Annotated in this window: 20 protein-coding genes and 1 pseudogene; 7 read left to right on the forward strand and 14 right to left on the reverse strand. The window is 56.6% G+C overall.

Annotated features, from left to right (window positions below; translation table 11 throughout):
• Positions 1-19: 19 nt before the first annotated feature.
• Both QTL95_RS21225 and QTL95_RS21230 read right to left on the reverse strand, forming a co-directional pair.
• Positions 20-2,314, reverse strand: coding sequence for a hypothetical protein (locus QTL95_RS21225; protein ID WP_289721890.1), 2,295 nt, complete (start codon positions 2,312-2,314; stop codon positions 20-22).
• A gap of 9 nt (positions 2,315-2,323) precedes the next feature.
• Complete coding sequence (locus QTL95_RS21230) at positions 2,324-3,235, reverse strand: hypothetical protein (RefSeq protein WP_289721891.1); 912 nt, start codon at positions 3,233-3,235, stop codon at positions 2,324-2,326.
• Between the two features lie 1,161 nt (positions 3,236-4,396).
• On the opposite strand from QTL95_RS21230, the gene QTL95_RS21235 reads away from it, so the two are divergent.
• The 7 genes from QTL95_RS21235 (at position 4,397) to QTL95_RS21265 (ending at position 11,318) form a co-directional block, all read left to right on the forward strand.
• A complete protein-coding gene (locus tag QTL95_RS21235) occupies positions 4,397-4,873 on the forward strand; it encodes a hypothetical protein (protein ID WP_289721892.1) in 477 nt (158 codons plus the stop codon).
• A 1,073-nt stretch (positions 4,874-5,946) separates the two neighbouring features.
• Complete coding sequence (locus QTL95_RS21240) at positions 5,947-6,156, forward strand: cold-shock protein (RefSeq protein WP_289721893.1); 210 nt, start codon at positions 5,947-5,949, stop codon at positions 6,154-6,156.
• A 264-nt stretch (positions 6,157-6,420) separates the two neighbouring features.
• Positions 6,421-7,074 carry a hypothetical protein gene (locus QTL95_RS21245; protein WP_289721894.1) on the forward strand — a complete coding sequence of 218 codons (654 nt, stop codon included), beginning with the start codon at positions 6,421-6,423 and terminating at the stop codon, positions 7,072-7,074.
• Between the two features lie 120 nt (positions 7,075-7,194).
• Entirely contained in the window at positions 7,195-9,006 is a 1,812-nt protein-coding gene (locus tag QTL95_RS21250) for a hypothetical protein (protein WP_289721895.1), read from the forward strand.
• A gap of 533 nt (positions 9,007-9,539) precedes the next feature.
• The gene (locus tag QTL95_RS21255; RefSeq protein ID WP_289721896.1) at positions 9,540-10,523 is read left to right on the forward strand and encodes a helix-turn-helix transcriptional regulator; all 984 of its coding nucleotides are present in this window, start codon (positions 9,540-9,542) and stop codon (positions 10,521-10,523) included.
• An 84-nt stretch (positions 10,524-10,607) separates the two neighbouring features.
• Positions 10,608-10,961, forward strand: coding sequence for a hypothetical protein (locus tag QTL95_RS21260; protein ID WP_289721897.1), 354 nt, complete (start codon positions 10,608-10,610; stop codon positions 10,959-10,961).
• 120 nt (positions 10,962-11,081) lie between these two features.
• Positions 11,082-11,318 carry a DUF6894 family protein gene (locus QTL95_RS21265; protein ID WP_289721898.1) on the forward strand — a complete coding sequence of 79 codons (237 nt, stop codon included), beginning with the start codon at positions 11,082-11,084 and terminating at the stop codon, positions 11,316-11,318.
• 85 nt (positions 11,319-11,403) lie between these two features.
• On the opposite strand, the gene QTL95_RS21270 is transcribed toward QTL95_RS21265, so the two are convergent.
• From QTL95_RS21270 to ligD, 12 genes and pseudogenes are all read right to left on the reverse strand, one after another.
• Positions 11,404-11,652, reverse strand: a complete 249-nt coding sequence (locus tag QTL95_RS21270; RefSeq protein ID WP_289721899.1) for a hypothetical protein — start codon at positions 11,650-11,652, stop codon at positions 11,404-11,406.
• A gap of 17 nt (positions 11,653-11,669) precedes the next feature.
• The gene (locus tag QTL95_RS21275) at positions 11,670-12,431 is read right to left on the reverse strand and encodes an alpha/beta hydrolase (protein ID WP_289721900.1); all 762 of its coding nucleotides are present in this window, start codon (positions 12,429-12,431) and stop codon (positions 11,670-11,672) included.
• Between the two features lie 62 nt (positions 12,432-12,493).
• Positions 12,494-12,670, reverse strand: coding sequence for a hypothetical protein (locus tag QTL95_RS21280; RefSeq protein ID WP_289721901.1), 177 nt, complete (start codon positions 12,668-12,670; stop codon positions 12,494-12,496).
• 103 nt (positions 12,671-12,773) lie between these two features.
• Complete coding sequence (locus QTL95_RS21285) at positions 12,774-12,962, reverse strand: hypothetical protein (protein WP_289721902.1); 189 nt, start codon at positions 12,960-12,962, stop codon at positions 12,774-12,776.
• Between the two features lie 82 nt (positions 12,963-13,044).
• Positions 13,045-13,986: an OmpA family protein gene (locus QTL95_RS21290; RefSeq protein ID WP_289721903.1), complete on the reverse strand. Its 942-nt coding sequence runs from the start codon at positions 13,984-13,986 to the stop codon at positions 13,045-13,047.
• Positions 13,980-15,125 (reverse strand): hypothetical protein, encoded by a 1,146-nt coding sequence (locus tag QTL95_RS21295; protein WP_289721904.1) that lies wholly within the window; start codon positions 15,123-15,125, stop codon positions 13,980-13,982. Before QTL95_RS21295 ends, QTL95_RS21290 begins: the two co-directional genes overlap by 7 nt.
• Positions 15,125-15,955, reverse strand: a complete 831-nt coding sequence (locus QTL95_RS21300) for a hypothetical protein (protein ID WP_289721905.1) — start codon at positions 15,953-15,955, stop codon at positions 15,125-15,127. The genes QTL95_RS21295 and QTL95_RS21300 overlap by 1 nt, the downstream gene beginning before the upstream one ends.
• Positions 15,933-17,381 (reverse strand): hypothetical protein, encoded by a 1,449-nt coding sequence (locus QTL95_RS21305; RefSeq protein WP_289721906.1) that lies wholly within the window; start codon positions 17,379-17,381, stop codon positions 15,933-15,935. Before QTL95_RS21305 ends, QTL95_RS21300 begins: the two co-directional genes overlap by 23 nt.
• A 259-nt stretch (positions 17,382-17,640) precedes the next feature.
• Positions 17,641-18,063: a VOC family protein gene (locus QTL95_RS21310; protein ID WP_289721907.1), complete on the reverse strand. Its 423-nt coding sequence runs from the start codon at positions 18,061-18,063 to the stop codon at positions 17,641-17,643.
• A gap of 1,339 nt (positions 18,064-19,402) precedes the next feature.
• Complete coding sequence (locus tag QTL95_RS21315; protein WP_289721908.1) at positions 19,403-19,690, reverse strand: PRC-barrel domain-containing protein; 288 nt, start codon at positions 19,688-19,690, stop codon at positions 19,403-19,405.
• Positions 19,691-20,628: 938 nt separating this feature from the next.
• Entirely contained in the window at positions 20,629-21,111 is a 483-nt protein-coding gene (locus QTL95_RS21320) for a hypothetical protein (RefSeq protein WP_289721909.1), read from the reverse strand.
• Positions 21,112-21,216: 105 nt separating this feature from the next.
• Positions 21,217-22,255, reverse strand: a pseudogene (gene ligD / locus QTL95_RS21325) (non-homologous end-joining DNA ligase).
• Positions 22,256-22,403 lie beyond the last annotated feature (148 nt).

Genomic DNA, 22,403 nt, shown 5'->3' on the forward strand with positions numbered 1-22,403 from the left:
CCTGGATTTGACGTTGACATCAGTCGAGATCGTCAGCGAGTGCCTCGAGGAAACTCGAAGGGTTTTCGATTGCGGGAATGGTTGGGAAGGTGTCGCCACTGGAGGTAGTCCCTTCCGGAACAACACTTGTCGCAGACTCCCTTAACTGCTTAATGAGATCGTTAGTTTTTCGAGTTTCCCTAGCCTTGGCCGCGTTCCGAGGCTGATCTTTGTGAGCAATCAGCGAGGATTTTCGTACCACTGCGGCCATCTCTTGAGGGACGTCGTACCGCGCATCGCCGCGCACGGTTGGCTCGATACTGCCCGTTTCGACGTAGTCGCCGTCCACCAAAGTGAACATGACAAGCTCCTCGTCCTGGGCCGCTCTTTTCGCGCGCTTTTTGGCCTGAAGGATTGCTCTCTCGGCGCGTGCTGCGGCACGCGCGCCATCACGCATTTTCAGGAATTCGTATTTCGCCAGGATCAATTCTTCCTCATTGACGAAATGCTTGTCGAGGCGTCGATCGGAAGCCTTGATCAGTTTCGCATCTGCCCAAGTGAGTCCATGTGCGAACCTTGGCTTGCTGTTCGGCAGGCGGACATAGCGATTCAAGACATGGTCGACGACGTATATATGAGAGCAGTCATGCGGGTACACTATCGCCTCGATTTCAACCTTACCGCGCTTCCCGCGGCTATGACGTTTCTCTTCAGGCAGCGTGGCTTTGAGAAAATCCTCTGTCACCTTAGGATGGTGAAATACGTGGCCCTCGTGTTGAACGCCCGATCCATCGATTTTCAGTCTCAGCCGCGTCCCGCAGATGATGTCGACGAGGTCCAAGCGCTTAGAGACGGAGCGACCGACCATCGGGTCCGTGACCTTCTGGTGCCATAGCCTTCCCGGAATTGCCTCGAGCGTTCGGTTCCGCTTGAGCTGGTAAACGTTGACGATCCAAAACCACATTACGCCTGTTGCGTACTCAAGTGCCCACTCTGCCTTTTCCTGTGGTTTGAGCCTGCGATCGGGGATGGCGTGCGGCTTGTAAGGAATACCTCCCGGAGCATTGTGCCAAACTCCTTGGTTGTAAGTCTTGAAACCTCTTTCAACGATACCCTTCGCTTGCGGGGTTTCAATCGGCGCGATCTCCATGTCGACGCTCGCGTCTGCAAAGAGCAAGCGCATCGAAAGTCCCGGATTTTCGACCCCGTTATCAAATGTTATTTCCTTGGGCTGACCTGATACGTCCGTAGCGCCTCGCTTGTTGCCAAAACGCTCGATCAGGAACGTTTTCGGTCTCAACATCTGTTTCAGTGCAAGTTGGACTGTATATGTCGACGGAGGTTCAAAGGTCAGGATCGCGGCGAGGATTGAGCGCGAAAATACATCTATGATGGAAACAAGCCAGGGGCGTTTTTTGTCTTCGATGTTACCGTCTTCGTCGTAGATGTTGATCCACGTATCAAGCTGGGTCTGATCTACTTGCACCCGCTGGAGAGGGAATTCCGCAGTCGCACCCGCCTCTTGTCCGCCATAAATCTTCTGAGCTTTCTTGGGGTCCCTTTTCGCGAGCCGTTCCCTAGTCTCTTGACCGCGTATGTAGTTCTCGACCGCAGTTCGTTTGGGATAACGCAGCTTTTCCTCGCCACGTGCCGCACGTTCCCTGTCTTCTAGTATTGCCTGCCCTAAGAACTTGACGACAACGTCCTGCAAATCGGGAGGTCTCGGCACGCCTTCGCTGTAGAACTCCTCCACGGCTTCGTCGAGTTTCTCCACGACCCACGGGTCATTCCATTCCCACTTGTTGTGCTTCCCTCTCTTGCTGATGAAATCGACAAGTTCACGCTTATGCGGGGTGCTTTTCTCCAACGCCCGTCGGAAAGCCGAATAGGAGGGCTTATCGACATAGCCGAGCCTTAATGCTGCTGCGTAGTTTTTATTAATAAAATCGTTGTACCCATTCATCGAACGAGACTTGTCGTCCTCGGGTAACTTATCCCATTCGACCGCGTAAAATCGGTTCCTAGCTGCCTCTGCGGCTGCTTCCTGAGCTTTCTGGATTTTCTTTCTGGTTTCTTTGGGCGTATCTTCTAACGTCGGGTCCATCAACGCATGTATGTCGATGCGGTCCAACCAGTTTGACGACAGCTGCCGAACTGCCACCTTGTCTGAGATCATCTTGGCGAATGACTTTTCGTCGAACGGCACGGGTCTCAGCGTCGTGCCGTCCGCGAAAATCAAATTCTTGCCCGCCTTTTTGGCAAATGTGTAGTCCCTCGTCCCTCCGCTCTCATGGGGAATTCGGTAGCAGTCGCCGCGGGCAAGTTTGAGTGTCATATGATGCTCTCAGTACCTGACGCAGGTTTTTGCGGAGTTGTGTTTAGGAAGCCTCACAACAGTCTCCGGAGAGACCGTTTCGGTGAGGTCGATGTCCACGTACCGCCTGACGTGAAGCGCCCTCAATTTCCCCCAGCCCAAGGCTTCGCCTCCCAAGGCCGCGACGACCTGCGCAGCCTCTTTTTCGGATCGACGAAGTATCTTCTCGACGGCCCAGACATCCATCTGGCTCACGGCTGTGTGCCGCCATGAAACGACACTGGATGCAATACGAACATCGCCGGGAAAAAGGTCCTCAGCCCGGTGGATGATCAGGAATTCCATGCCTATCGATCGATAAACCTGCTTCGCGAGCTCCAGCTTTCTTTTGTATCTTGGCTTATTCTGGCGAGCGTCCCGATCATCCTTGATTTCGATGATCAAGGTCACCAACCGGTCGTCTGGTTCATCCTGTGACGGAGCAAGTGCGGCAGCTGAAAAAGGCACCCCAGCGCGAAGGTCGTCAACGAAGGACGGGTGGACCCTTAGTTGCAGGTCGGGAAAATACGTCAACGGCATTGTCTGCTCGTTGACCAAGATTTCAAGGCGGTGCGGCTGCGCCAAGAGCGAAATGACACGGGCCGAAGCTTCGCAGAGCACGAGCGCCGGCTTTTCCCCACGGCGCGATTCCCATGGCATCTGGGCAAAATCCGCTTTCACGGAAATAAAGAAGCCCGTGTATTTCGTCTGCCGACCGTTGACGATACGCCTGACCGGACCGCCGTCGTTAGACGTTAGCAACCTGGCAAACGGCCCTTTTTTACCTTGGTTTCGCTTCGGTATGAACTTGGCGAGCGTCTTTGCCACTTTCGCTTTGATCTTAGCGAGAGGCTTCAACAGCTCTCCGTACCAGACACCATAGCCTGCAATTTCTGTAGTCATATTTGCCGTCTCTTTCCATGTTGTTACTCGAAACTCGAGCAGAAGAAGTGTTTCACTTGGCGCACTAGGCACCGAATGAGCGTTAAGCACGCACTGGAGACGCGGGACCCAAAAATAGACGAAGACCACCCACCCGCGACGTGGTCGCTGCGGGAAGTTCACAATGCACGCTTGCACTAAATGCTTAGATGGACTTCGGCTTGGCTCTCAAAACATGGGCGAAGAGGAGATCGGAAAGCCCCTCACCGGGCAGGACGGCTCGGAGTCTTTCGCCCCACACATTTGGTAAAATGACATCCTGGCCCGACACCGGATTCCAGACAGTAATAAAGGACTTATCAACGACTTCATCATCGTCCCCGCCCCCTCCAGGAGCAATCTCTACTACCACTTCAGGCCTACTCCGCTTTCGTCCATTGTGCCGAAGGTCGAGGAGGTCACGGAGCAGCGCCGATGTCACCGCCGGGTCGTGGTACCGCCGCCCTTCGAAGAATACCCCGTCACGAGTCAAAATCCGTCGATGAACTCGACGGCATACCTTCCGATGCTGAATGCTATTCGACATTGTTTTGCCCGCATTGTGCGCAGCTCCGCTGCGATTGGTCTGGATGTCGCGGAAGACCTCGACATGGTTTCGAAGGCCTTGAGTGAAGGTGCCCAAGACGCGCTTGAACGATCGCGGGAGCAACAACACATCAAGAGAAATTCGTAATGACGACTGGGGCCGAGCAGACAAACTGATACGAAAATAGACCAGTGACCGTCGCTCAGACTCTGGCGACGCACGCATGATCGTGGTATTGATTCTGAATTACGCTCTGTCAGCCATGGTCGAGCACGAGGCGGTCGTTTTGCAAGGACGGCCGTCTCATTTCTCTCAACAAAATTCGATCGCTCAACAGGGCTGGCGCTATCTTTAAGCGCAGGTTCACAATTGACGACGCTCATATGTTAGCGCTGTCATCGCCCTGTCAGTAGAATCGATACTAAAAAGCACCGTTTATTTCTGTGTGATTATATTACGTCTCCTTCCTGTCGCCATGATCACATTAATTTGGTGGATACGTTGCAAGCTCCCACCGAGCCGATTTAGAATCGACACAATAACGCTAGCATACCTCTCATCAGATTGAACAGCGGTTTAGAAAATTGGACACAACTTTGCGCACCACAGACGACGACGCTTCACTCTCCAACCTCAAAGACGCGTACCGCAATCTGGTCGCCGAGGTGTCTCAGCTACGGCGAGCAAAGCGCGTTCTCGATGCAAAGCTCGAAAAGGCGGAAGCGGCACGCGAGTTGGTCAGACAGTTGATTGCCGCCGAAACGGGCGAACGCATCGACGAGCATGCAGCGGCAACCGGACAACCAAAAAAGAAGTCTAAAAGGAAGGGCTTCCACACTGGCAGCCGCACTGCAGAGGTGGTCGAGCGATCAAAACGCATACTTCTGTCAGCAGGAAAGCCACTCCAACGGGCAGAACTGCTCGAGCGTATAGAAGGGAGCGGCTTCCTTCTCGACGTATCCGACCCGCCGAGGTTCGTGGGACGGACGCTCTGGGATAGCGACGATTTTATCCACATCGAAAAACGTGGCTACTGGCTCGCTGGCGAGAACATCCCGGAAGAAACGGAATAGCCTTGCTTACCCTGTCGCTGGACACCGAAATTCAAGACGCCGAATTATGGACCTCGATAGAATTATGAACACCAGTAATTATGGACCTCAGTTCCGGCTCCATTGGAATTGCTATCGAAATTGGACAGCTTCTTCGGCATCACTTCCGCCGACTTGCCCTTCGGTCTAGCGCTACGTGATGCGGCTCGAATGTCGTTTCCCTAGCGGTCATCGGTCTGAATTCTGCTGATAGCGGGCCGGCCGAGTAGACCTCAACCGCTGCGGTCCTATCCAGACCGCGAAGCGGGCTTCCGTTTCGATGATCGCAACGAAGCTCTGACGCCTTATAGGGCAATCGCGCGTCGCCGCGCGCCGTGTCGCACCTACCTCAGATGAGCTGACAACTGCACGCCGCCGAGCAGCCACTCAGCTTTCCCGAAGTCGTGCGAACACTGACGTTAGCTCGTTGCCGCATTCGACGATACCACCTAGCCTAGCGGTTTCCACAGCGTCGTCGCCCGATAGTTCGCTTCCTTAGCACGCCCAACTCGGTGGTACCGACGAGCATTCGGAAGTCGCACTTCCACTCACACTCCAAACGTCAGCGTTTCATTTCCTTGATAATCTTTGACGGGCTACTCGATAAAGCTCGGAGCTATTCTGCAGTCTCGGCTGCCGTAGATTATTCGTTGTCGGGTTCGCCCGGTAGCGACAGGCATGCAATCCGAATGCCCCGATCGCTGCTGCCCGTCGTACGCCCATTCTCGATTGGATTACCACCGCATGGCACCATCGTAGAACAGATGAGGTCTACAATCTCTAAGCTCTCGCTGGACTTCAGTTCGGAGAACCGCCCTCCGGCCGACCGAAAATATTCCAGCAGACGAGCGCTGGCGGATTGGCGCTCCAGTTCAGATGGGTAGTTCAGTTGGATGGGCATTGACGGTCTGGGCATCCATCAATTGGACGACACCTGCTTGCCGGCGTCAATCGCGGAGCTGTCGGGAGGAACACAAAACTACTTTATCCTGGGAAAACCTATTGATAATTAGTCAATCGGCTAGCAAGCTGCGCCATCAATACAGGGGACACTTATGGCATCCGGCATCGTAAAGTTCTTCAACGCCGATAAGGGTTTTGGTTTCATCAAGCCCACTGACGGCGGAGCTGATATTTTCGTCCACATCTCGGCTCTACAGGCATCTGGACTGCAAGAGCTTCAGGATGGTCAAAAAGTGACTTTCGAAACCCAGCCTGACCCCCGCGGTAAAGGTCCCAAAGCGATTAACATCCAGATCGCTTGAGTGGTGGCATGAGACGCGGCTTCCCAAGCAGCTGCAACCGGCAACGTTGAGAAAGCCGACGTCGGTTTGGATGAACTGGCTGCAGGGGCACCCCGTCGGGCTTCAGCCATCAACCTCTGGACAAGCGCCTGTCCAGACGCCCTCTGCGCCTCTACCGCCGCACCGGCATTGCTGCTGCTGCGGCACTACCACGCTGGTGAAGCCTGGGAGGCTCCTGCATTCTAAGAAGCACACAATCTTTGCCAGTACGGTGGAGCGACGACCTTGCAATCAAATAGCAACCGCCGGGTCTGGTACGTGCAATTTCAACAAGCCGCCTGGAAATTCGTTCGAGCCGTCTTGGCGCTGTTCTTCATCTTTACTGTCGTCCCGGTCGCATGGGTGAAAATCTTCCCCTATTCGCAAGCATCTGCCGACTTGGGGCAAGGCACGACATTAATGATCCGGAAATGGTTCGGCGTTCTCGACAACAGTGACTTTGATGTGGTTGTGGTCGCAGGCTCAAAGATCAACGCCGGGCCAATTATTGACACCTCGGTCGTAGACCCTCGCTTCAACATTTACGTCCTTCAGTCTGAAATCATCGGCGTAATAGCCACCACGGGCGCATCCACTTTCATCGATGTTTCGAAGCGTGCAAGGCCTCGGGTAATCAACAAGCGGACGGTTGATCCACAGACGTCTGCTGACTGGCGGTTTGTCGGAACTATCCTGGAAACAGAGAAAAAACGGCTGGTGTATTTTCCAGCTTCGGCGATTGACGAGTGCATCCCCCTTTTATCAGCAGGAAGCAGCCCATTTCGGACTGAGCATCAGGCAGAAAGCCGCTGCCCGAAGTCGAATGTTTTGAGACGACGCGAGATTAAAATCCACCTGCTCGAGCCCGCAGTCTTTCGGAGCATTTGCAAAACGCATTGATCGCATCTTCTTGGCATCCGCCTCACTGACCCGACCTAATTTCAATGAAGCATTCACAGCATAAACGCATAACGGGCAAGATGATCTTTCCCGACGCGCAGATTGAGAGTATCCGAATGCATGAATACTGATCTGGTCGCTTGGATGGGAAGGTCTGCCTCGTTGCTCCCGCGTTTGTTTGTTTTCACAATCTTTGCGACCCTCGCCTCCCTGGCGACCGCCCGCGCGGACATAACGCTGCGCACCATACCAGTGGATGGCGCGCCTCCCGTATTGATCATGAAGGGCGAATTCACCCAAAACGATGATCCGAACCTCCTCACACGGGAGATTGGTTTGAACGGGGCCAAGACCATAACCTTCGACAGCAATGGAGGTAACGTCGCCAAGGCGATGGAGTACGGTCGATTGATCCGATCGCTTGGCCTGTCGACACTTCAGCTCCGTTCCGCGCAATGCGCCTCCGCTTGCGCGCTGGCGTTCGTCGGCGGCGCTATACGCGAAGCAGAACCTGGCTCAATCGGTGTCCATCAATCATCTTTCTCATCCGATGCCACAATAGACGGTCCGAGCGCCGTGGCGGCCGTCCAAGCGGTAACCGCGCAGATCATGACCTATTTAATTGAGATGGATGTCGATCCCAAGCTTTTGCAGCTCAGCCTATCTGTCCCGAGCGACGACATGCGCTACCTCACCTCAAGTGAAATGCAAAGTTACCGGGTCACCCACAGCGCGCTATCCAGCGGCGGGAACGTGGCTGTATCGAGCGCGCCCTCCTCTGCACAATCCTCGCCGCCTACCGGCACGTCCGAAACGCCTCCTCAAAGGGCCGAATCAACCGAGACGAAACCTCTGACTTCGGAACAGAAAGCACTGGTCTTTATCGCGGGCTACCACGATGCGTGGTCCCGAGGGAACGGCGAGGCACTTGGGTTTATGGAGAAGGCGTATGCGGACACCATTCAGTTCTACGGGAAGCCGACCCCGAAAGCCCAGGTGATGACCGAAAAACGGGACTTCGCGGAGCGCTGGCCTATTCGGGCGTACAGTGTCAGGAACGGTTCCGTTCGAGCAGAATGTTCAGACAAGTGCAGGATCGACGGTGTGCTCGACTGGTACGCCAAGAAAGAACTGAACCAAAAGATTTCGTCCGGTGCCGCATCGTTCTCGCTGGTCTGGGACCAGTCGTCCGGATTGATTGTGTCCGAACAGGGTAAGGTGATCGAGGCGGACAAAGACGCATTCCGGCCGAACCGCCTGATTGTACAGTGGATCGCTGAGAACACTGCCTGTAGAGGCGGACAGGGGACATCGAGCGAGACGCAATCGGCATGCGAGCGGCGCGAAGTCATCAGCGCCAAGCTACAGGTCGTGGGTTGGTGCTATGGGCGCGAGGGCGAGTATGGCTATCAAATGCAATGGCATCCATGCGGTGCCGGGCGACGCAGTGAAAGCGCCACGGTCGCATCCTCGCAGTCCTCAACTTCCACGCCAAGGCCGAACGGCGCTGAATATCGCGTCGAAGATCGGTTCAATGGGAAGACCGTGCTACCCGATTTCAAGAAACGCGATCGCGAATTCAATTCGTTTAGGACGCGCATCCGTGACGGAATGCGAGAAGGGCCGAACTTCGCCGGGCACTACTCACTCATCCAGATTGGATGCGGCGCTGGTTGCTCGTTCGTGATCGTTGGTGACAATAAGACTGGACGCCCGTCGAACTTTCCTCGCGGCGGGGAGGACAACATGTATCTAGCACTCGACTTCAAGCGCGACAGCCGCCTCGTTGCAGCCCAGTGGTTCGACTACGACACCGACCGGTGCTTCCTTGAGTACTTTGATTTCGCCGGCGGAATGTGGAAAGTCCTTAGCAAGTTCGACATCGGCCCCATGGACACCTGCTACAAGTCGATCAGCGAAAACCTGCGTTGATTACGACAGCATATGGGCCTTTCTACCCGCATCAGCTTGTCAAATCATCTCCCTCCACCACAGCATTTCCCTCGGCGGCTCACTCGTACTCATATGCGAGCAACGTTTCAGAAGTACCGCTCACCAAGCGAGCGATCTCAGCGACCCGTGGACCGAGCCGGCAAAACGTTGGGCAATCGACAAAAGGCCCTTGCGGCGCAGCGTTCGATATTTCCGTTCGATCAAGGACGGTGACGCCCTTGAGATTCTGAAGCGGGGAGATTCGGGTTGACTACCACCGTTCTCACCTGTGGTGGCAATCCTGAGGTTTGAGGTCCGCACCACCCACCCTGCCCCTTTACTTAGCGGTACGTCATCATCAACGAAGACGAGACGCTCGACCCGTATAATTCTCGCCATCAATTCGCTCCCTTAAATCCACCAAATTGTAAAAAGCCCGAGATCGCTTTTCTCACTGCGGTCATCGACCAGCTGTGAAAACCGTTGTATTCGCTGTGGGTGTCATTTTCTGTCACCCAAGGTCAGGAGCTGCTATGTCGATGTCGAAAGCCCAAGACTTAATCCGGCTCGCCCGTCTCGCGGCAGCCCGCCGTACGGGCATCAGCCTCGAGGAAATCTGTAGCGAGTTCGACGTATCTCACCGGACAGCGCAACGCATGACGGAAGCTCTCGAGAACGTTTTCACTGGCGTGACACAGCAGGACGGGACAGATCGACGTCGCCGGTGGCGCGTGGGCGATCCAATGCTCGATCGCTTGCGGCCAAGGGAGGAAACCGCGATCGAAGCTCTGGAGATCGCGGGGCGTGCCGCCAAAGCCGAAGGGAGGGGTCGCCACGCTAAGGCGCTTTCAGATTTACAAGAAGGGCTGCTGTCTCGGCTCGCTCCGAGGGACGCACTGAGGACCGAGGCGGATGCTGAAGCGGTGCTCACGGGGATGGGGTCTGTGACAAAGCCCGGACCGCGGGTTAATCTCAAGCCGGCAGTCCTCGATGCTATCATCGAAGCGCTGCGTGGCCCCTTCCGCTTGCGGCTTCAATATGGAGAACCGGGTACTCCTGAGCGGGTTATCGAGCCCTACGGGCTTTTGCTGGGCCACCGCAGTTACCTGGTTGCACGACAGCCTGTTCGCGGCAAAATGATCCTCAATTTCCGAACGGACCGTATCAACGCTGCCGAAGCGCTAGATGAGAGCTTTGCGATGGCCGAGGACTTCTCCCTGGAGGAGTACGCCGCGCAGTCGTTCGGGGTTTATCAAGACCCAACGCAGTATGGCGAGGTGATCTGGCGCTTCGCTCCCGAGGCCGCTGCGCGTGCGATGGAGTTCCAATTTCATCCGACCCAGACCCTAGAGACGATGGATGATGGGAGTTTGGTAGTCAAATTCATGGCAGCAGGCTGGTTGGAGATGACCTGGCACCTTTACCAATGGGGCGACAAGGTCGAAGTTATAGCTCCAGACGGCTTGCGATTGATGGTTGAAGGTCATCGCCGGCGGGACTTCAACGCTTTGCCGTAGTGCCCGCAGCAGAATTGCAAGCAGGCACCGTCGGAATGGCCGCCGACGGCAGTGGTCATTGTTGAGTTGAGATAGGAATGTGAATTGCCAGAGTACCCGACGACACCCGATAAGCGATACTTTGTAGTCCGCGGTCGCCTTTGGCGGCAGTGCAACCCCGCGCTCGACCAAGATACCCATGATCGCCTGGTGGCCGAGCTCATGGCGGCGCGGAGGGCCGTTCGCGCAGCGAAAGCGGGCAGCCGCGAGATGGCGGACGCCCGTACGCGGGTTAATGACGCGAAGGTAGCGCTTGGTGAGCGTGGAACTCCGTGGTGGAACGACGGCGCTCCCGACTACAATCGCTACCTTGCCCGCAACACCCCGTACGCTGAATGGTACGCCGATTTCGAAGATCGTTCATCCACCGCGAAACAATCCGGCCATGTGAAACGTTAATTGGCTCAGTCGGTTAAGTGATGCCGATTGAGCTGCCAGTGGAACCGCCGAGTGGAGAAGCAGTCTACGCGCGACACTCCAGGCACGCTCCTACGGAAACGGTGTTGCGGAGGACCGGACTTGACCAAATACTTTTTTCACCTGCGGACCGACGGCATCCTCGAACTGGATGAGGTCGGCGCGGAGTTCGAGTCGGACGACCTAGCGGTTCTAGACGCGTCCAATGCCGTTCGAGAAATGGTGCTTGACGCCGTTGTCACGGGGGACACCCCACTTGTTCAGCAGTTCGAAATCACTCGCGAGGATGGCACAATAGTCAGCATTCTACCGTTCAAAGCAGTGATTCGCCTTGGCTGAGCAGAGATTGTCCGTCTGAACTCGAGCCAGAGCCTTCAATCCGACGCGCTGGACCCTCTTGAAGTACACATTTTTCCGATGTTGATTACTCGTCTTCATTCGCAAGAATGGTTCCGATACTATCGCCCTCACCTGCAACCGCCTCAGCCTGGGCGTTGTCGTCGAATGCGGCGAGCTGGACCATCATCGCCTTGGCGCGAAGAATTGAACTTCTTTCATCGATCTCTTGATCCGCGGCCATTCGAACTGTGATGAGTTCATTTCCCTCACCATGGAATTCCACCGTGACCGTGCCCGGCGAGGTTTTGGCAACATTCGTGTGCTTCAAATTCATGTTCGTCCTCGTGTTCTCTACGACTCAAACTGTTCAGCTAGGAAGCGCAGTGCTTTTGAAGCTTCCTCTGACGATATTGTGTGACCCACGCCTGGAACGACCTCCACGGTCACATCGAAACCAGCGGATTTCAGCTGGTTCGCCGCGGCGACCGACGCCGTCGCCGGAATTCTTCGATCCGCGCCCCCATGCAGCAGAAGTACCGGCGTTGCGTTCGCGGACGCCTTTGGCGGAAGTGGGAGAAGCCCGGCGAAACTGACAATCGCGCCTACCTTCCACCGACCGGACGCGACAGCATCGAGCCCCATGATTGCGCCTTGCGACACACCGACAAAAGCCACCTTATCGAGGTCGTTCTCGAAGCCCTCTCGTTGAACGATATCCCGGACCAAATCGTCGAAAGCTCGCCGAGCGCCCGCAATGCGGTCGGGGCGCAGGGCTTGGTCATCGACATCAAACCACTCTCGGCCGCCCCCGCGATTGCGGAATGGAGCATCGGGCGAGACGAATTTCGTCCCTCCCAGAACCTTCTTCCAAGAGGTCCCAAACGGTTCCATTACAGAGCCAGAGCCTCGCAAGCCATGAAGGAAGATCACGAGATGCGTAGGCCTTACTGCCGGTCGTTGTACCGGAGCGCCTGAGCTAGCCGCGGGACCATGCGGAGAGGTGGTTGCCCGCGGAGCAGCCGCCTCCTCCTCCGCGTTGGCCGTTGCACAGCCCAACGCGATGGTGAGCGCGACCGCAACTTGGCACGTGGATTTCGATCTGCTGCTCGCCATGCGGTTCTCAACCTATGCGAAGCGATAACGTCAACCGAGACGTCGGGGCCCAGCCCACACGACTAGAGTTGACGTCCCTGATCCTGAGCTTGCAGTCGCGCGATGCGTTGCCGATCGGCGATCGCTTCGCGTCGACGTCGCTCGTTTATCAAGTAATCGCGTGGGGAAAGCTGTGGCTGCTTTACCTTGCCAGTGTTTGCCTTCCCAAATGGAAGGCCTTGTGCCGAGTTCTCGGTCATGGATGTTTCCTCGATTGCGCGAAGAGAACGTCCAAACTCGGAAAAAGATGCAGCGTCGCCGCGTTATATTGAACCTGCGCTTCGGGCTCTCGAACAGGGTTGCTTAGGCGCGCCCTTCCCTAGCCTGCAGCATCATCAGCGTAAGGTCATCGACATCACGGTTCTCAGGAACATTGCTGGCCTGCGGCGTTGTCTGGACGTAGTCGGGATTGCCGCCTTGAGCGAACTGCCGGTTTGAAGTCTCGGTTTCGGCGGTAGGCGATTGAGTGCTGCCACTATCATTACGGGACATTTTCAAGCTCCGTTCAGCGCAACGTGAAATCACGACGTCAAATGAAGCTGCGGCCAAATTGTTCCCGCTCGAAGAAGTTTGATCAGGGCTGGAGCGATTCCGCACGTCTGCGTATTCGAATTTCAATGCGTCGACGCTCTTGGACATCCCCTGACTGCCCCGCAGTGAGCTTGTCACCAGGGACGACAAGCTGGGCGGCCGACATCGGTAACACCGTGACGTCCTTGAGATTCGCATTGGCCTTCAAGACATTCGCAACCGCGATTGCCCGGGCAAGCCCAAGTCCGGCGTTGTCCGCCGGCTGGAGAGCGTCGACGGGAAGCCGCCCGTCGATGACACCGATCGACGCGTCGTCGAGGTTGGAGGTGCTCCTGGCGACACGTTGCTCGTCAGTGTGACCGATCACCTCGACCACGTCGACCTTGTAGCGATCGAGGTTGTCGGCAATCTGGTCAGCGATCGAAGTCTCGAGTTTGCCCTCAAACTCAGGTGTCAGCGCCGCGCTACCCGACGTGAAATAGTAGCCCCCGGCTTCGGAGAGATTGATAATCGGCGGCCACTCGTGCGGTTGGATGTTGCCCTTGAGCATCTCCTCGAGTTTCCCCGGTGCTTGGTCGAGGGACACGTTGTTCTTGGCAAGGACCTTCGCGACGGCCGTGAGCTTTTCAAGATCGGCCGGACTCGCGTCATTCATCTTGAGCCTGTCTATGATCTGGCGAGCAGACACCAGTTCACGCCATTCGCTCTCGAACTTGGCGCGGTCAGACGGCGTAATATGCGAACCAAGCTTCGACTGCGCCTCGACAAGCTGTGCCGCCAACTCCTTGTTCTGTGTTTCCAACTGAACCAGCCGCTGTTCGGCGGCCATGCGCTGCTTGCGCTCGGCGGTGATCATCGCCGCTGCTACCAGCAGAAGGCAAAAAACGAGCAGAAGCATGGATTCAGCCATGGTGAGGCCGAGGATGAGGCCGCGGTTGTAGCCCTTGTGTTCGAGCTTGGGGCTCGCTTCCACTCGGGTCACCATCTGAACAGCCGCCGTTTCGGTTCAGCGCCAGCACCCGTTGGCCCGGAGCCGGCATCCTCCAATGTACTGCTCGTAGCGTCTGCGACCATTTGATCGCTCACCGCGGCAACAACGTTCTCTCTATCCGCTGTAGACGAGCTACGCGGCTCGGCTTGGCGTTCAAGAGCTTCGGCAATGCGATCCAGTTTTCTGTCTATGCTGTTGAGCGGCTTGAGTGCCTCGTCGACCTTGGTGGCTTGAGAACGGGTCTCAGCTATCCCCTCCTCCATCCTCCGCAAATGCGCGTCGGTCATGTCCTTGATTGCGTCGACCGTGGGGGTTAGCTCCAACCGGATCACGTCCTCCGGTTTCCTGATTTCACCAAGGCGTGTGCCGACGCCCTCAACGGCCACACCAAACTTGTCGATGATCGTGGACAGCTTGTCGGTCGTTTCGGTGAGCTTCCTTGTCGCTTCCGCTGCCTGGTCGGTGACCGACCTGTTGTGGTCCTCGATAATGGATGACAGTTTGGTTGCGGCTTCCTGTATCGGGATGATGGCTTCCTTGGAGATCGCCTCGATCACCTTGCGGATTTCCTCGCCGTTTTTTTCGGCTTGGCGACCGATCTCCTCGAAGCCCTCCGTCAGCATCTGGTTGCTGACGCGACGGTAGTTCGAGAACTCGCGAGCCGAAGTATCGAGCTCAGTGCGCACGCGTCTCGTCATCTCCGCCAGCTCGTGGCGGGCGCTGCGTTCGATGTCGACCGGATCGCGGCGCATCTGGTTGAACAGGATGCGCAACGTCACGCCGGCGATCGTCGATGTCACCGCGATACCGAAGTTGCGTACAATCGTCTCGATCGAGGTTTCTCCCGCGAATAGGTAAAGGGAGACGCCAAGGCTGGAGAGCGTGAAGAGGAACCCCATGTAATAGAGGTTGTCGCCTGCCTGCTCGTTGTGCAGACGGAAGCCCGCAAGCGCTATCGAGGCCAGGAAGTAGATGGTCATCAGCGCCAATGGTACCGCAGTCACGACTAGGGTGGACCAAGCGGCCAGCTTGGCCGACCAGATAAATGCCATCCCACCGATCGTCACGGCTGCGAACAGCACAATCGGAGCCCAGTCTCGAAATGCGGTCCTTCCGGTATCGCTTGTCGCCATTACTGCAACCCCTCCAAGCGGGTGAAGCCTGCGAAGTCCCCGTTGTTCTTCTCAACCCAGGATTTCCAGAACGTGGCGAGGTCCTCCATCTCGAATTTCTGACCCGGCCGCTGGAAGGCAAGAATTTTGATCTGCACTCCATCAAGGGAAGTCCGGAACTTCTCTCTCGCCGGGCTGGCTTCGAATTTGGTGACCGAAACCCCGTCGCGGTAGCTGGAGAAGTCAGCCGTATGCTCGACCATATCCGAGGCTATGTACAAGGTCTTATTTATCCCGGCAGGCAAAGGCTGAAAGGCCTCGAGATTTATCCGCTGGATGCCCGCCATGATCGGAGAGAACTCGCCAGAAGTCCCGGAGCCGAGCTTCCCGGCGATATCGTCCAAAGGCTTCTGGAAACCCTTCTCCCAACGTTGCTGCACGAGTTTGGGGTTGCTCGTCCATTCGTTGGCAAGGTCGCCGCTGCCAGGATTGCAGCCATGGAAGGTCCGCTCAAGCTTACCCTCCTCCGCAGTGAGAGCGAAAACATCGATCGCGCCGTTGACAGGTACGCTCGAAACCAATCGCTGGAACTGGTTCTTGAGATCGATGGACGTCGCCTCCGATATGGGATCGGTCACATCCAGCAGGATGGCTGTCTCGCTCGTCGGTCCCGTCGTTGGGCAAAGAGACGCCTTGTCCAACGAGACCGTCGACATCGCTTGGAACTTGAGCCACCCGAAGGCTCCGATCATGCCAAGGGCCACGGCCGAAAGTGTGATCGTTCCGATTACAGCGCTCGTCGAGAAGCCGCCTTTTCGTGACCGACTGCTACGCCGCCTGTTCCGAGCCAACGCCTGCCTCCGGGAATAGATTGTCTAGTTTGTGGTATTGCGCGACGGCGGCCTCGAAGGCGGAGCCGATCTTGCTGATTTGATCGCTGAGTTCGGCCTGGGCAATCTGAATTCGATCGGTCAAAACGCGATCGTCCCAGTCTTCGCTGGTCTTCAAAACCGGGGTGATCCGCTCCAGCTTGTAAGCGACCGCGAAATATTGGGGCTCGGCGTCCGTTCTCGCAGCGCGGTTGGCCTCTCGATATGCGGTGAGGACAGAGTTCGCGGTCCGTTCGAGATGACTTTGATATTCGGCGAAAAGCCCCATGGTCCGCGTTCGGTGGGCGATGATCGCGGCAGATTCCTGACGACGTGAGCTCAGGTCCCTGACGATCTCCTCGATCTTGCCGTTGTGCTCGTCACGGATTTCGCGAAGATTGTCGATCAGGTCGAGCTTCCCGGAAATGTAGTTTTGCCGCGCCTCGTCCAGCCGCCGTTGAACCCCAGCGAAACCCGGATAGGGGTCGGTCAACATACACCCGTCGATGAATGCCAATATCGAGAAGAAAATCCCGATGGCAAACAGCATCCACGAATTGAGTTCGACCAATCCGAGCGGCGTTTCCCGAATGCGGCGGATGACCTCAGTCCCTGCGCCCTCGATGATGGTGGCCGAGACCTCGCGGTAGTGAGCCAAAGCAAGATTCACGGCGAGAGCGACGGCAATATAGGCAGCCAGGCCGAGCAAGCCGAATAGCTTCATCAGCCAGGATCGATGCACGAGATTGCGGACGCAGAAGATGGCAAACAGCAGCGCTGCGCCGATATTGAGGACAGCGAAGACGACGGCCTCCGTGATGCCACCGATAATACCTTGCTCGCTGCCTTTGGCGAGGAAGTTACCGTTCATAACGATTTCGACGAGGACGAGTACAACGAGTAGGGCGATTTTGACACTTGTTGCGCCCGCACTAGGAACCTTCGCCGCGCGATCGAGCCGATGCTGCCGCTTGAACGACGTCATCTCGTCTTCGGCGATCTTGAGGTCGCGGCGCAGGCCATGCAGTTCGTCGACCCCGCTGGCAATCTCAGCCTTGAAGTCCGAAAGACTGGACGCGTTGGCCTGACGGATCAGCCCAAACTGCCCCTCGAAGTCCAGGTTCCGCAACCTGCCTTCGAATGTCTGGAACTGATCCTCGAGGACCTGATAAGCCGATGCCTTCTCCTGCTCGACGCGGCCGACGACCCGCTGCTCAACTTCATCCAGAGACTGTGCAGAGGTCGCGGGGCGGTTTGCCTTTCCGTTTCCCTCACCCTTCTCACGGACGTCCAGCGTCTGGATAAGCTTGTCCGTGTCGAGCTGTGGGAAAATCTCCGTCGAGGCGCGGAAGTCGTGGTTGGATTCGCGAACGCCGGACCAGAGTTTGTTCAGTGCTTCAAACGGCAAGGCATCCTCGTCGGAAACATGGTTGCTAATGTGTTATCTTGAAAGGCGTATCTCAGCGGTTGTGATCGGTCCAGTGGCATTGGTGCTGGGCGGCTTTAATCACCGAGCACGGTTAATCCGTGTCACGGTGGCGACAGCATTGCGTCACAGGGAGACTTAACCGCACATGCGCATTACTGAGAGCTCGGCTGAACAGTCTCCGCTCCCGTCGCGATTATTGACAACGAGCGGCGCTCGCCGCCGCTCGTTGTCAATGTTATCACACCCCGAAGGTGACATACCCCTGGTCGCTGATTGCCCATGAGGGATTGAACGCGATCTCCCATGCATGGCCGTCGGGATCGGCCACGTAGCCGCGAAAACCGCCGTGAACAGGCGCGTCGGCTTTTCGTATCATCCTTCCACCCGCCGCAATGAGCCTATCCATCAAGGGTACAACTTCATCGCTGCTGGAAACGTTGTGGGAAACAGAAACCGCGGCAGCACCGGTCCCCGCCATTCGGGTCATGTCGTCCTCCAGTGACGACCTCTTGAACGTCCCGAGTACGAAGCCATTCATCTGATAAAAAATGATTTCCTCATTCTCGAAGATCGGCGTCCACCCGAATCCATCGCTATAGAATTTGCGAGACCGAGCCATGTCAGATATGCCAAGGGTAATCGCGGAGATTTGCTGCTGCATAACCAAACACCTTTCGTTCGCCGGGCACATCGCCAAGCGTTCAAGGTCTTGGGCCGCCGATACCGACGGAAGGACCCGCTTTATGCGGGGGCCGGGCCAACCGCACCGAACCTAACCTGTTTTAGACGACGTCAATATCCCACAAGATGACGAGATCGACAACCGTGCCGGGGTTCGTAAAGAGGCGGGAGAACCCGACCTTCTTGGCGACAGCAATTAAATTCCGCGGATGAATCTTTTCCGTGCTCGGCCAAGGAAAGTGAATCTGTGCCCGCGCCAAGTCGTGCCGTGCGTCCGCACCTGGGAACCAGGTTGACATGGCGACGTTGGAAATGGTGTCAATTCCCAAGACGAGGGACAATATGTCCGCCGACCGCCCGAGCCTTCGCATGGCCCTCTTGCTTCATCATCTATCGACAGAAGAATTTCGTTCGCTTCCCGCAAATGTGGGGCGAAAAACCGTCAACGAAGGGGTTCAAGCAGGTACCATTGAAGCTGACAGCGCTTCACTGCGCCCAAGGTGTCGGCTCACTGCGACAGGTAAGGAATACCGAACTTCACATCCCTACCCCTTTGATTAATTCAGCCAGCTGTCTGCTTATTGACCCCATCACGAAGATTGGCCGGCGTGACGACGCTTCTCACTTCTGTCGCACTGTTTGCCCAGCCACCATGTCCTGCTCCCAATCTCATCAGTTCGAGCAACCATCTCGCGCGCCCAAGCGCTCGTTAGTGAAGCAAAAGGTCGGGCCGATTTCTCAGGTCCGACCTTCTCATGCCTCGACAACGACCTCCTGACCTCCATGAAGGTCGTCGGAAACAATTCGAGGCGTGATTTAGCGCTCGGCTCTACGGCTTCAAGGATCACACGGTAGGTGTTTTTCCGCTCGCATTCGTGCTTCGCGCAGTCGCTCCGTTTTGGCTTCTCGGCGGCGGCGCTCTTCCTCGATCGTCACGCGCGCTATCTCATCGGTTCTGTCGCGAGCTTCGACCCGTTGAGCCTGGCTCATCGACGCTCGCCTTTTGGATAAGTCTTGATCCATCGAGACATCCTCCTTGGTGGTAAACGCCCCAGAACGAGATAGGTCGCGGTCCGCAAGCGTACCAACTGCTTGGCAAGCGTGACGGGAAGCGTGCCATAACGCTGCGCAGGCGCACTTTACCCGTCCCGCGAAGCGGGCGTCGTCGTCTAATCGCCCTTCCAGAGTTTGTCGTTGCGGCACGTAATTGGATTTCGCTGTACCCAAGAAGGGCCCTTACCCGAAAAGCAAACGCGGCCCGACAGATGCCGAGCCACGTTTGTCATCATCTTCTAAGGCATTGGCTCAGGGAGATACCTTTAGTCTTTGTGTTCAGGCATCGCCTTGAGCTGATCCTTGGTCCAAGTGGTGACGGCGTGCACTTCGCCACTTTCGTCACGCATCCAATCTAGGTCTGCGAACGGAACGGAGACGGGCTTCGCGCCGATGCCAAGGAAGCCACCTACGTCGATCACTACGCTATTTCTGCCGTGGATATGATCAACAGAGCCGACCTTGTGGTCGTCCGCACCATAAACCATTGCCCCTTCGAGGTTTTCAGCGGTGAGTTCGGCGGCGGTGAGACGGACGTGGTTGGTGTGGTCCATAACGATCTCCTTGGTCTGTTACGGACTAACAATCGTATCCAACGCCGTTTGTTCCCCGATGGCCCCATCAATCCATGAAATAACGGGTGCGCAAGGGTCCGGGGTTCAGTTGTGAGCACACGCAACTTCGACGACTTTCAACCACGTCCGATGGAAACGCGAGGCCTGATGGATCGATGCAGCACGGGCCTCGGCGCGTTTGTCTCCGGTGGTTTCTTTGGGGAATTTCCCAGCCTCACCCATTAGGTGAACGTCGCGAATCCGATTTTCCGAGCCTATGTTGATTGCGTACGTGAAACTATGCCAGCGCCACCGCGTTTACGAACTGAAAATTCACCATGTCTACTTATGTTCGCGCACCGTCTAACCATAATGGAAACCGGAGGTTCAATCGTGACGAAATCGCCGCTGCTCATGATAACCGCGCTTGCCACAGTGCTTGCCGTTTTGGTCGCCATCAACCCCTTCGGTCGCAACTTGGTGATGCCACATCCAACAGAAACGGCAACTCCAAAGGCCTAGATCGGTCTGATCAGACTGCAATATCTCGAGCCGACAACGCTTGTCGCGATGTCCGAGATTCGAGCTAGGCAATTCGAAGGAGCTTCCCCTTCCAATACGATGACTCCGCAATCATCGACGACCGTAATCCTGGCATCGGTCAATTCGATCGCATACGCCAAAGCGGATGAGAGTGTGGCGGCTGCTCCAACGAGGCCGGATAAGGGGCTGACGATGCTTAGTGCGTTTGCCTGAAACATTTGACATTTCCTCTTGCCTGGAAGAAACGCATAGCCAAGAAATTTGTTCATCCTGCGTTCATCTTGCAGAAATGCGGCGAGATGCTTGCGAGGGAAGTACGGCCGCGTCAGAAGCGTTGCACGCCTTCCGGTTCGGACGACAGGCCTGCAAAAGGACCCTCTTCCTCATTGATCCCACTACCGAATGGACCTTGGAACTGCTTTGCGCTGCAACGCGGAAATGACCATCGGCAACACAGCCGACCCCGCCGCCGCGAGTGGGAGGGCGCGTAGCGCTTTCGTGGCTACGAAGCTCGCGGCCATGGCCGCCGCTAGCTTCGCCCAAGGGTATTCGCCAAGCTGCGCGTGTGCACTTGCGTCCGCCCACTCCATGCGAGCTTGGACGATTTGCGCGATATCGTTTCTTATGCGCGCGAGGCGGTCCCGCAAAATTTCGAGTTCGACCTGTGTGTCGCTGTAGCGAAGACGCAGCTCCACGTTCGCGGAAACGTAGTCCAGGGGAGCGTTCTCCTCTAATTCGTCGCCGATCTCCTGGGATGTCTCGTCAAACGTTCCGGTCGGGTGGCCAACAGGTTCGGCGTCTAAACTCTGAGCGTTTTGGAGCTCCTCATTCAATGAACCGATATCGGAACCCGACGTCATATCTTCGCGCTTGTGCATTGTGCTCTCCCTAATGGGTGGATAACGCTGAGAGAGCCCTCGGGTTCAGCTTTTTGCTGGGACTTCGACGAACTCAGATACTGGTCGTCACGGCGAGGGCTTCACTTAGTCAATCTTGAAAACAGAGGCATTGTCCTGCACATCCCGCAGCCCCTTGTAGGACGCATGCCGGAGCTTGCCGTCGTCCGTCCAGGCGCGATACTCGATCTCTGCGATCAAAGTCGGCTTGGCCCATACAATGTCTTTGCGACGGCCGTTGTATTCGACCGCAGACCGATTGGTCGCAAGCTTGTCCAGAGCCGCGCGCAGTTGAACTGCGTCGTTGTATTTGAAACGTCCCGACGGAGCCAACGTATTGAAGTCCGTCGCCCTTGCGGCCCGCGAGCAGCAAGCTGCCCAGACCTCCTCTCGCTGTCGACGACTTTTCGTAGCCGACAACGACGAAGCTTTCCGAGGCAATGCACTTCACTTTGATCCAGTCGGCAGTCCGTCCCGACCTGTAGGCGCTGTCCGCGTCCTTGAAGATGACGCCCTCGAGGCCATGTTCGCAGGCCGCCCGGAAAATAGCGCCGCCATCGCCCTCGATCTCTTGGGAGAATTGGATAGCCCCGTCGCGATCAGCGAGCAGCTGTTCGAGAAGATGCCGTCGGCTGGACAACTCCATTTTCTGAAGGTCGTGGCCGTCGAGGTAGAGCACGTCAAATGCGATGAAGATCGAGCTTGAAGATGCGAGCTTCCCGCCTCGCCCACCGAGTGACCGCTGAAGCGCTCCGAAATCCGATCGACCTTGCTCATCCAGCACCGCCGCTTCTCCGTCGAGGATAGCGCTCGCGACACCTAGCTGACGAGCCTCATCCGCGATTGCGGGAAACCGTTCGGTCCAGTCGTGTCCACCCCGCGTGACGATGCGGACGCCCTTCGGCTCGATGTGAACGGCCAAGCGGTAGCCGTCGATCTTCACCTCGGCGCGGTATCGTTGATCGCCGGGAGGCTTAGCCTTGAGCAATGCCAACGCAGGTTCCACGCGATAAGGCATAGGATCGAGAAGCAGGTTGGGTTGCGATGGGTCGCGGCGCTTGCGGACAGGGCTGCGTATCGGCTTTGCGTCAGCGAGAAGCGGCTTTGATCTCTTGTTTTTCGTCATCTGTGGATTACATCAGAAATCACTAATTTATCGGTTGCCGCATGCGATGAGGGTGGTAGGCTTCATCTGCTTGAGATGACCTCCTTCGGCCCCGCTGCGGCAAACAGCGGGGTTTCTTTTTGTCAGCTCGCTTTCCTCATCTCATCGA

This window comes from Rhizobium sp. S152 (assembly GCF_030380735.1).
Lineage (GTDB): Bacteria > Pseudomonadota > Alphaproteobacteria > Rhizobiales > Rhizobiaceae > Rhizobium.

What these genes read in the sequence shown, in the direction of transcription:
- QTL95_RS21225 (WP_289721890.1), bottom strand. Translation starts at nt 2,314, where the DNA reads ATGACACTCAAACTTGCCCGCGGCGACTGCTACCGAATTCCCCATGAG.
- QTL95_RS21230 (WP_289721891.1), bottom strand. Translation starts at nt 3,235, where the DNA reads ATGACTACAGAAATTGCAGGCTATGGTGTCTGGTACGGAGAGCTGTTG.
- QTL95_RS21240 (WP_289721893.1), top strand. Translation starts at nt 5,947, where the DNA reads ATGGCATCCGGCATCGTAAAGTTCTTCAACGCCGATAAGGGTTTTGGT.
- QTL95_RS21250 (WP_289721895.1), top strand. Translation starts at nt 7,195, where the DNA reads ATGAATACTGATCTGGTCGCTTGGATGGGAAGGTCTGCCTCGTTGCTC.
- QTL95_RS21255 (WP_289721896.1), top strand. Translation starts at nt 9,540, where the DNA reads ATGTCGATGTCGAAAGCCCAAGACTTAATCCGGCTCGCCCGTCTCGCG.
- QTL95_RS21270 (WP_289721899.1), bottom strand. Translation starts at nt 11,652, where the DNA reads ATGAATTTGAAGCACACGAATGTTGCCAAAACCTCGCCGGGCACGGTC.
- QTL95_RS21275 (WP_289721900.1), bottom strand. Translation starts at nt 12,431, where the DNA reads ATGGCGAGCAGCAGATCGAAATCCACGTGCCAAGTTGCGGTCGCGCTC.
- QTL95_RS21280 (WP_289721901.1), bottom strand. Translation starts at nt 12,670, where the DNA reads ATGACCGAGAACTCGGCACAAGGCCTTCCATTTGGGAAGGCAAACACT.
- QTL95_RS21285 (WP_289721902.1), bottom strand. Translation starts at nt 12,962, where the DNA reads ATGTCCCGTAATGATAGTGGCAGCACTCAATCGCCTACCGCCGAAACC.
- QTL95_RS21290 (WP_289721903.1), bottom strand. Translation starts at nt 13,986, where the DNA reads ATGGTGACCCGAGTGGAAGCGAGCCCCAAGCTCGAACACAAGGGCTAC.
- QTL95_RS21295 (WP_289721904.1), bottom strand. Translation starts at nt 15,125, where the DNA reads ATGGCGACAAGCGATACCGGAAGGACCGCATTTCGAGACTGGGCTCCG.
- QTL95_RS21310 (WP_289721907.1), bottom strand. Translation starts at nt 18,063, where the DNA reads ATGCAGCAGCAAATCTCCGCGATTACCCTTGGCATATCTGACATGGCT.
- QTL95_RS21315 (WP_289721908.1), bottom strand. Translation starts at nt 19,690, where the DNA reads ATGGACCACACCAACCACGTCCGTCTCACCGCCGCCGAACTCACCGCT.
- QTL95_RS21320 (WP_289721909.1), bottom strand. Translation starts at nt 21,111, where the DNA reads ATGCACAAGCGCGAAGATATGACGTCGGGTTCCGATATCGGTTCATTG.